The 7,687-nt window shown below is 74.5% G+C and carries 2 protein-coding genes; both read right to left on the bottom strand.

Features of this window, described 5'->3' with window-relative positions; translation table 11 throughout:
- A partial coding sequence (locus IE294_RS45885; protein ID WP_189895261.1) for a type I polyketide synthase occupies positions 1–2,133 on the bottom strand: 2,133 nt, incomplete at its 3' end.
- A gap of 10 nt (positions 2,134–2,143) precedes the next feature.
- On the bottom strand, positions 2,144–7,687 hold a 5,544-nt coding region (locus IE294_RS45880; protein WP_189895260.1), incomplete at its 5' end, for a type I polyketide synthase.

Genomic DNA, 7,687 nt, shown 5'->3' with positions numbered 1-7,687 from the left:
CCCGTTCACCGCCGCCACCGACACACCCTCCGGCAGCAGGCCGTGCACCTGCTCCACCGGGAGGGGGACCGAGACCATCCCGCCCCGGCCCGCCAGCGCGGTGATCGCCCTCGAACGCAGCGCCACCACCCGCGCACCGTCCTCCAACGACAACGCACCCGACACCACGGCAGCCGCGATCTCACCCTGGGAGTGGCCCAGCACCGCGGCCGGCCGCACCCCCACCGACTCCCACAATGCCGCCAGCGACACCATCACCGCCCACAACACCGGCTGCACCACGTCCACCCGGCCGAACTCACCAGAGGCCACCACCTCCGACAACGACCACTCCACAAACGGCGACAACGCCGCCTCACACTCCGCCATCCGCGCCGCGAACACCGGCGAGGACTCCAGGAGCTCCACCGCCATCCCCGCCCACTGCGACCCCTGACCCGGGAACACGAACACCGTCCGGCCCGCCCCAGCGGCGACCGCACCCGACACCACGCCGTCCGACGTACTCCCTCCGGCCAGCGCGGACAGAGCGGCGCTGAACTCCTCGGGCGTCTCCGCGACCACCACCGCACGGTCCGGAAAAGCCGTCCGCGTCGCGGCCAGCGAGTACCCGACGTCGCCGGGTGCGCGGTCGGCCAGCGCGAGGACGTTGCGGGCCTGCTGACGCAGCGCGGCGTTCCCCCGGGCCGTCAGGACCCAGGGCAGGGGCCCGTGGCCCTGCCGGGCCTCGAATGCGCGGTCCGGCTGTCGGGGAGTCTCCTCGTCCGGGGCCTCGGGAGGCTCCTCGATGACGACGTGGGCGTTGGTGCCGCTGATGCCGAAGGAGGACACCCCGGCGCGCCGCGGGGTGTCGGTCCCGGGCCAGGGCCGGGCCCGCGTCAGCAGCTCCACGCGTCCCATGGTCCAGTCCACGTGCGAGGTCGGGCGGTCCACGTGCAGGGTCCGGGGCAGGACGCCGTGCCGCATCGCCAGCACCATCTTGATCACGCCCGCGAGCCCCGCTGCCGCCTGGGTGTGCCCGATGTTCGACTTCACCGAACCCAGCCACAGCGGCCGGTCCCGCTCCTGACCGTAGGCGGCGAGCAGCGCTTCCGCCTCGATGGGGTCGCCGAGGCGGGTGCCGGTGCCGTGCGCCTCCACCGCGTCGACGTCGGAGGCCCGCAGCCCGGCTTGGGCGAGGGCCGAGCGGATCACACGCTCCTGCGCGGGGCCGTTGGGGGCCGTCAGCCCGTTGGAGGCACCGTCCTGGTTGACGGCGGACCCGCGGACCACGGCCAGGACGGGGTGGCCGAGCCGCTGCGCGTCGGAGAGCCGCTCCACCACCAGCGTTGCCGCACCCTCACCCCAGCCGGTGCCGTCAGCGGCCTCGGCGAACGCCTTGCACCGGCCGTCCGCGGAGAGTGCGCGCTGTCTGCTGAGGCCGACGAACGCCTGCGGTGTGGACATCACCGTCACGCCGCCGACCAGCGCCAGACCGCACTCCTCTTGGCGCAGTGCCTGTGCGGCGAGGTGGAGGGCGACCAGCGAGGACGAACAGGCCGTGTCCACGGTGACGGCGGGGCCCGCCAGACCGAGCGTGTAGGCGATCCTTCCGGACATGACGCTCGCCGAGCTGCCGGTGCCGACGTAGCCCTCCAGGCCGTCCGGGAGGGGCAGACGGCCGTAGTCCTGTCCGTTGGATCCGACGAACACGCCGACCTGGGCCCCGCGCAGCGAGCCGGGCACGATGGTGGCGCGCTCCAGCGCCTCCCAGGAGGTCTCCAGCAACAGCCGTTGCTGCGGGTCCATGGCCCGCGCCTCACGTGGCGAGATGCCGAAGAAGTCCGCGTCGAACGCCGCGGCCTCGGAGAGGAAGCCACCGGCCGTGACGTACGAGCGGCCGGGCGTGTCCGGGTCGGCGTCGTACAGCGACTCCAGGTCCCAGACACGGCCCGGGGGCACGTCGGACAGCGCGTCGACCTCTCCTGCCACCAGGTCCCACAGCTGCTCGGGGGTCTCCACCGCGCCGGGGAAGCGGCAGGCCATGCCCACGATCGCGAGGGGCTCGCTCCGTGTGTGCAGTTGCCTGCGTGCCTCGCGCAGATCGGAGGTGACCCGCTTGAGGTACTCCACGAGCCGTTCTTCGTTCGCCATGCGAGGGTTACTACCTTCCGAATTCGTCGTCGATGAGGGCCAGCAGCTCGTCCTGGGTGACCTGGTCCAGGTCACGCTCGCCTGCCGGGGTGCGGGTGACCTCGCCGAGCAGCGCGCGGAGTCGCTGTGCCAGGGGTGCGCGCTCGTCGGCGTCCGGGGGGAGAGCGGCCACGGCCGCTTCCAGCCGGTCCAGTTCCGCGGTCACCGACGGCCGCACGGTGGCCGCCTGCCGGCGCAGCCGGTCGTGCAGGTGGCGGGCCAGCTCCTCGGCGGTCGGGTGGTTGTAGGCGACAGTCGCGGACAGTTCCAGGCCGGTCCGGGCGCGCAGACGGTTGCGCAGTTCGACGGCGGTCATGGAGTCCAGCCCGAGTTCGGTCAGCGTACGGTCCTCACCGAGGGCGCCCGGGTCGCGGTGGCCCAGTACGGCAGCCAGCGCGGACCGCACGGTCCGCAGCACCAGACGCTCCTGCTCCGGCTCGGAGAGCCCGGAGAGCCGGTCGACGAGGGCCGCTGCCGGCTCGGCCGCGCGGTCGGGAACGAGCCCGGCCACCACGGGCGTGACCCGCTCGGCCGGGAAGCGTTCCCAGTCGACGTCCGCGACGACGGCGAACGCCGCTTCGGTGGCGGCGAGCCCCCGGACGGCGAGCGCCGGCTCCATGGGACTCATGCCGTGCCGGCCGGCCGCCCCGGCGACGGCGTCCGCCGCGGCCAGCCCGTCCCCTGCCCAGGGGCCCCAGGCGATCGACGTGGCGGGCAGGCCGAGGGCCCGGCGGTGGGCGGCGAGCGCGTCGAGGAAGGCGTTGCCCGGCGCGTAGTTGCCCTGCCCGGCGGTGCCGAGTGTGCCGGCGACCGAGGAGAACAGCACGAACGCCGTCAGGGGGCGCGCACGGGTGAGCTGGTGCAGATGCCAGGCAGCAAGGGCCTTGGCGCGCAGTACGGGTTCCATGCGGGCCGGGGTCAGGCCTTCGAGGGTGGTGTCGTCGACGACGGCCGCCGCGTGCACGACGGCGTCCGGGGGGTAGCGGTCCAGCAGGTCGGCCAACGCGCTCCGGTCCCGGATGTCGCAGGCGACGGCGGTCGCCCTGACACCGTCTGCCGCCAGTTCCTCGCACAGCTCAGCGATACCGGGGGCGTCGTTCCCGCGGCGGCCGGCCAGCACCACGTGCGCGGCTCCCTCGGCCGCGAGCCACCGCGCCACGTGCCGGCCCAGGGCGCCCGTGCCGCCGGTGACGAGCACCGTCCCGGCCGGGCGCCAGGGGGTCCCGTCGTACGAGGTACGTACGAGGCGGCGGGTGCGCAGTCCGTCGTCCCGGACGGCGAGCTGGTCCCGGCCGGAGGCGAGCGCCGTGACGAGCAGCTCCGTCGCGGCAGCGGACGGTGCGACGGGTACGTCCACGACACCGCCCCACAGCTCGGGACGCTCGTCGCGGAGCACCGGGCCGAGGCCCCACAGCAGGGAGTGTCCCAGGCCGCTCACCGGGTCGTCCCCGTCGACGGCGACGGCACCGCGGGTGACGAACCACAGCGGAGCGGCGGCCTCCTCGGCGGCCATCCGGCGGGTCAGGTCCACGATGCCGGCCGCCTCGTCGAGACCGGCCACCGGCGTGCGTCCGTCCGTCGCGTCGGATCCGCCGGCCGCGGGCAGGAGGAGGACGACGCCGGCGACCGGCCGCTGCGCGACCCGGGCCGGGACGTCCTCGATGCGGACCACGGCCGGCTCCGCTCCCCGCACGTCCAGTGCCGTGACCACGGCCTCCGTGAGGGGGTCGTCGACGGTGGACGGCACGACGAGCCAGGTGCCGGCCATGTCTTTCGCGGACGGGTCGGTGACGACGGTTTCCCACGCGAGTGCGTAGCGCCAGCGGTCCAGCGCCGCACCGTCCCCGCTCCTGTGGTGCCAGCGTTCCAGCGCGGGCAGCACCTCGCTCAGCCGGGGGTCGCCGTCGACGCGCAGGCTCCTGGTCAGGGCGCCGAGGTCCTGGCGTCGTACGAGAGTCCAGAACTCGCTGTCCGGTTCCCGTGGTTCGAGCCAGTAGCGGCGGCGCTGGAAGGTGTAGGTCGGCAGATCGGTCAGGCGTGCCCCGGGGAACACGGTCTCCCACCGGGGGGTGACCCCGTGTGCGGCCAACTCGCCCAGTGCCGTGACCGTCTGGACGTCCTCGGGACTGCCGTGCCGTGCGCTGGGCACGCACCGGACGCCGGGGACGTCGTCGGCGCACTCCTGCGCCAGGGCGGTCAGCACGGCGTCCGGCCCGATCTCGCAGAACGTGCGGACTCCGCGCGCCAGTGCCGCGCGCACGCCGTCGAAGAACCGCACCGGTTCTCTGACCTGCCGCACCCAGTGGTCCGGCTCCGTCACGTCGCCCGCCGCGAGCAGGGCAATGGACGGCTGGTGGAACGTCAGGCCGCCCACGACCGCGGCGAAGGCGTCGAGCATGCCGTCCATGTGGTGGGAGTGGAAGGCGTGGCTCACCCGGAGTCTGCGGGCCCCGGGCCAGCGGGTGGCGTACGTCTCCAAGGCTTCGGCGTCACCCGACAGGACCACCGACCGGGGTCCGTTGACCGCGGCCACGCACACCCCGTCCGCGAGCGTGCCCGTCACCTCCTCCTCCGAGGCGCGCACCGACACCATCACGCCGCCGTCGCGGGCCAGCCGCTCCATCAGATCGGCGCGTGCGGCCACCAGACGGCACGCGTCCTCCAGGGACAGGACACCCGCCACGTGTGCGGCCGCCACCTCTCCGACGGAATGGCCGATCACGGCGTCGGGCACCATGCCCCACGACTCCCACAGGCGGTACAGGGCCACCTGGAAGGCGAACAGCGCCCGCTGCGCCATGGCGGTGCCCCGCAGCACGTCCGCGTCGTCCACCCGGACGCCGCCCACGCCCGCGCTCGCCTCGGCGAACGCGGTGGCGAACACCGGGAAGGCGGCGGCCAGTTCCGCACCCATCCCCGGCAGTTGTGCGCCCTGCCCCGAGAAGAGGAAGGCCAGCCCACCGGGTGCCGCGGGTCCTGTCACGACGGGGTGCGGCGGATCGCCCGCCGCGAGCGCGGCCAGGGCCGCCCGGAAGCCTTCCGCACCGCGTGCGACCACGACCGCACGATGGTGCAGCAGGGTGCGCGTCGTGGCCAGCGAGAACCCGAGGTCGCGGACGTCGGCGCCCTCCACCTGGTCCAGCAGGGCGCGCGCCTGGTCGCGCAGCGCGCCCTCCGTGTGTGCCGACACCAACCAGGGCACCGGCCGCGGGGGTTCGCCGGACCGGGAGGGCCGGTCGTCGGGCACGCCCGGCGCGGCCTCCAGGACGAGGTGGGCGTTGGTGCCGCTGATCCCGAACGCCGACACGCCCGCGCGCAGCGGCCCCTCCCACGCGCGCGCCTCGTCCAGCACGCGCACCGCGCCCGCCTCCCAGTCCACCTCGGAGGTGGGCGTCTTCGCGTGCAGGGTCGGGGGCAGCACCCGGTGTTCCAGGGCCTTCACCATCTTGATCACGCCGGCCACGCCTGCGGCGGCCTGGGCGTGGCCGATGTTGGACTTGAGTGACCCGAGCCACAATGGCTCCTCACCGGAGCGGTCCTGGCCGTACGTCGCGAGCAATGCCCGCGCCTCGATCGGGTCACCCAGCCGGGTCCCTGTGCCGTGGGCCTCCACGGCGCCCACTTCGGACGGCCGCAGTCCGGCGTCGGCCAGGGCCTGCCGGATGACCCGCTCCTGGGCGAGGCCGTTCGGCGCCGTCAGTCCGTTCGAGGCGCCGTCCTGGTTCACCGCCGAGCCGCGTATCACCGCCAGGACCCGGTGGCCGTTGCGCCTGGCGTCGGACAGCCGTTCCAGCACGAGCACGCCGACGCCCTCGGACCAGCCTGTTCCGTCGGCCCCCTGTCCGAAGGACTTGCACCGACCGTCCGGTGACAGGCCGCCCTGTCGGGTGAACGCCACGAAGGGACCGGGTGTCGCCATCACGGTCACGCCACCCGCCAGGGCCAGGGAGCACTCGTCGCGGCGCAGCGACTGCGCGGCCAGGTGGAGCGCCACCAGCGACGAGGAGCACGCCGTGTCCACCGACAGCGCGGGACCTGTGAGCCCCAGGACGTAGGAGACGCGTCCGGAGGCCACACTGGGCGCCGTGCCGGTGAGCACGTGCGTCTCCCCGTCCTCGGCGGGGTGGTGCAACGGGGGTCCGTATCCCTGGTCGGTCACGCCGACGAAGACTCCGGCCCTGCTGCCGCGCAAGGCGTGCGGGTCGATGCCCGCCCGTTCCAGCGCCTCCCAGCTCGTCTCCAGCAGCAGCCGCTGCTGCGGGTCCATGGTCAGGGCCTCGCGCGGGGAGATTCCGAAGAAGTCGGCGTCGAACTCGCCCGCGTCGCGCAGGAAACCGCCGTTGCGGGCGGCGGAGAACCCGGGTCCGCCGGGGACGGACAGCGCCGCCAGGTCCCAGCCGCGGTCGGCGGGGAACGGCGTGATCGCATCCGTGCCCGTGGCGACGAGCCGCCACAGGTCGTCCGGGCCGGTCACTCCGCCCGGGTACCGGCAGGCCATTCCCACGATCGCGATGGGGTCGTCGGCTGCCGGAGCGGACGGCGCTCCGGGAGCGGCGGTGTCCTCCTCCGTTCCCGTGCCGCCGAGGAGCGCGTCGAGGTGTGCGGCCAGACCGAGGGCCGAGGGGTGGTCGAACACCACTGTGGCGGGCAGGGTCAGCCCGGTGGCCCGGGCGAGCCGGACGCGTAGCTCGACAGCGGTGAAGGAGTCGAAGCCCATGTCACGGAAGGCCTGGTCGGTGGCGATCGCCTGCGCGGAGGTGTGTCCCAGGACCTCGGCGGCGTGTTTCCGGACGAGTTCCACCAGGAACGCGGAGCGTTCCCGTGCCGCCAGGTCCGCGAGCCGCGCCGTGAGCCCCGGGTCCTGGTCCTGGCCTTCCGTCTCGGCCGGCCGGGCCGGCGCGTCCGTCCGGGCGGCTTCGGGGAGGGCCGACAGCAGTGGGCTCGGACGCGTCGCGGTGAACGTCGGCAGGAAGCGGGGCCAGTCCAGGTCCGCCACGACGAGCGCGGTCTCGTCCTCGTCCAGGGCCCGGTGGAGCGCGGAGACGGCGAGGTCCGGCCGCATGGGCACGACTCCGAGCCGCCTCAGACGGCCGTCGTGCCCGGGAGTCGCTCCGACCATGCCGGCTCCGCTCCACGCGCCCCAGGCGATCGAGGTGGCGGTGCGGCCCCGGGCCCGGCGGTGCGCGGCGAGGGCGTCCAGAAAGGCGTTGGCAGCCGCGTAACCCGCCTGGCCACCGCTGCCCCACGCCGCCGCGCCCGACGAGAACAGCACGAACGCGTCCAGCGCGGCACCGGCCGTCAACTCGTCCAGATGCCGCGCACCGGCTGCCTTGCCCGCGAGTTCCTCGTCCAGCCGGCGCGTCGTCAGGGACTCCAGGGTGACGGTCCCGGTGCTCACTCCGGCGGCGTGGACGACCGTGCGCAGCGGCACGTCGTCCGGGATCTGCCCGATCACCCGTGCCAGGGCATCCCGGTCGGCCACGTCACAGGCCACCACACTCACCCGCGCGCCCGC

The organism is Streptomyces canarius (genome assembly GCF_014650735.1).
GTDB classification, from domain to species: Bacteria; Actinomycetota; Actinomycetes; order Streptomycetales; family Streptomycetaceae; genus Streptomyces; species Streptomyces olivaceoviridis.
This window is presented reverse-complemented; position numbering and strand designations above follow the sequence as displayed.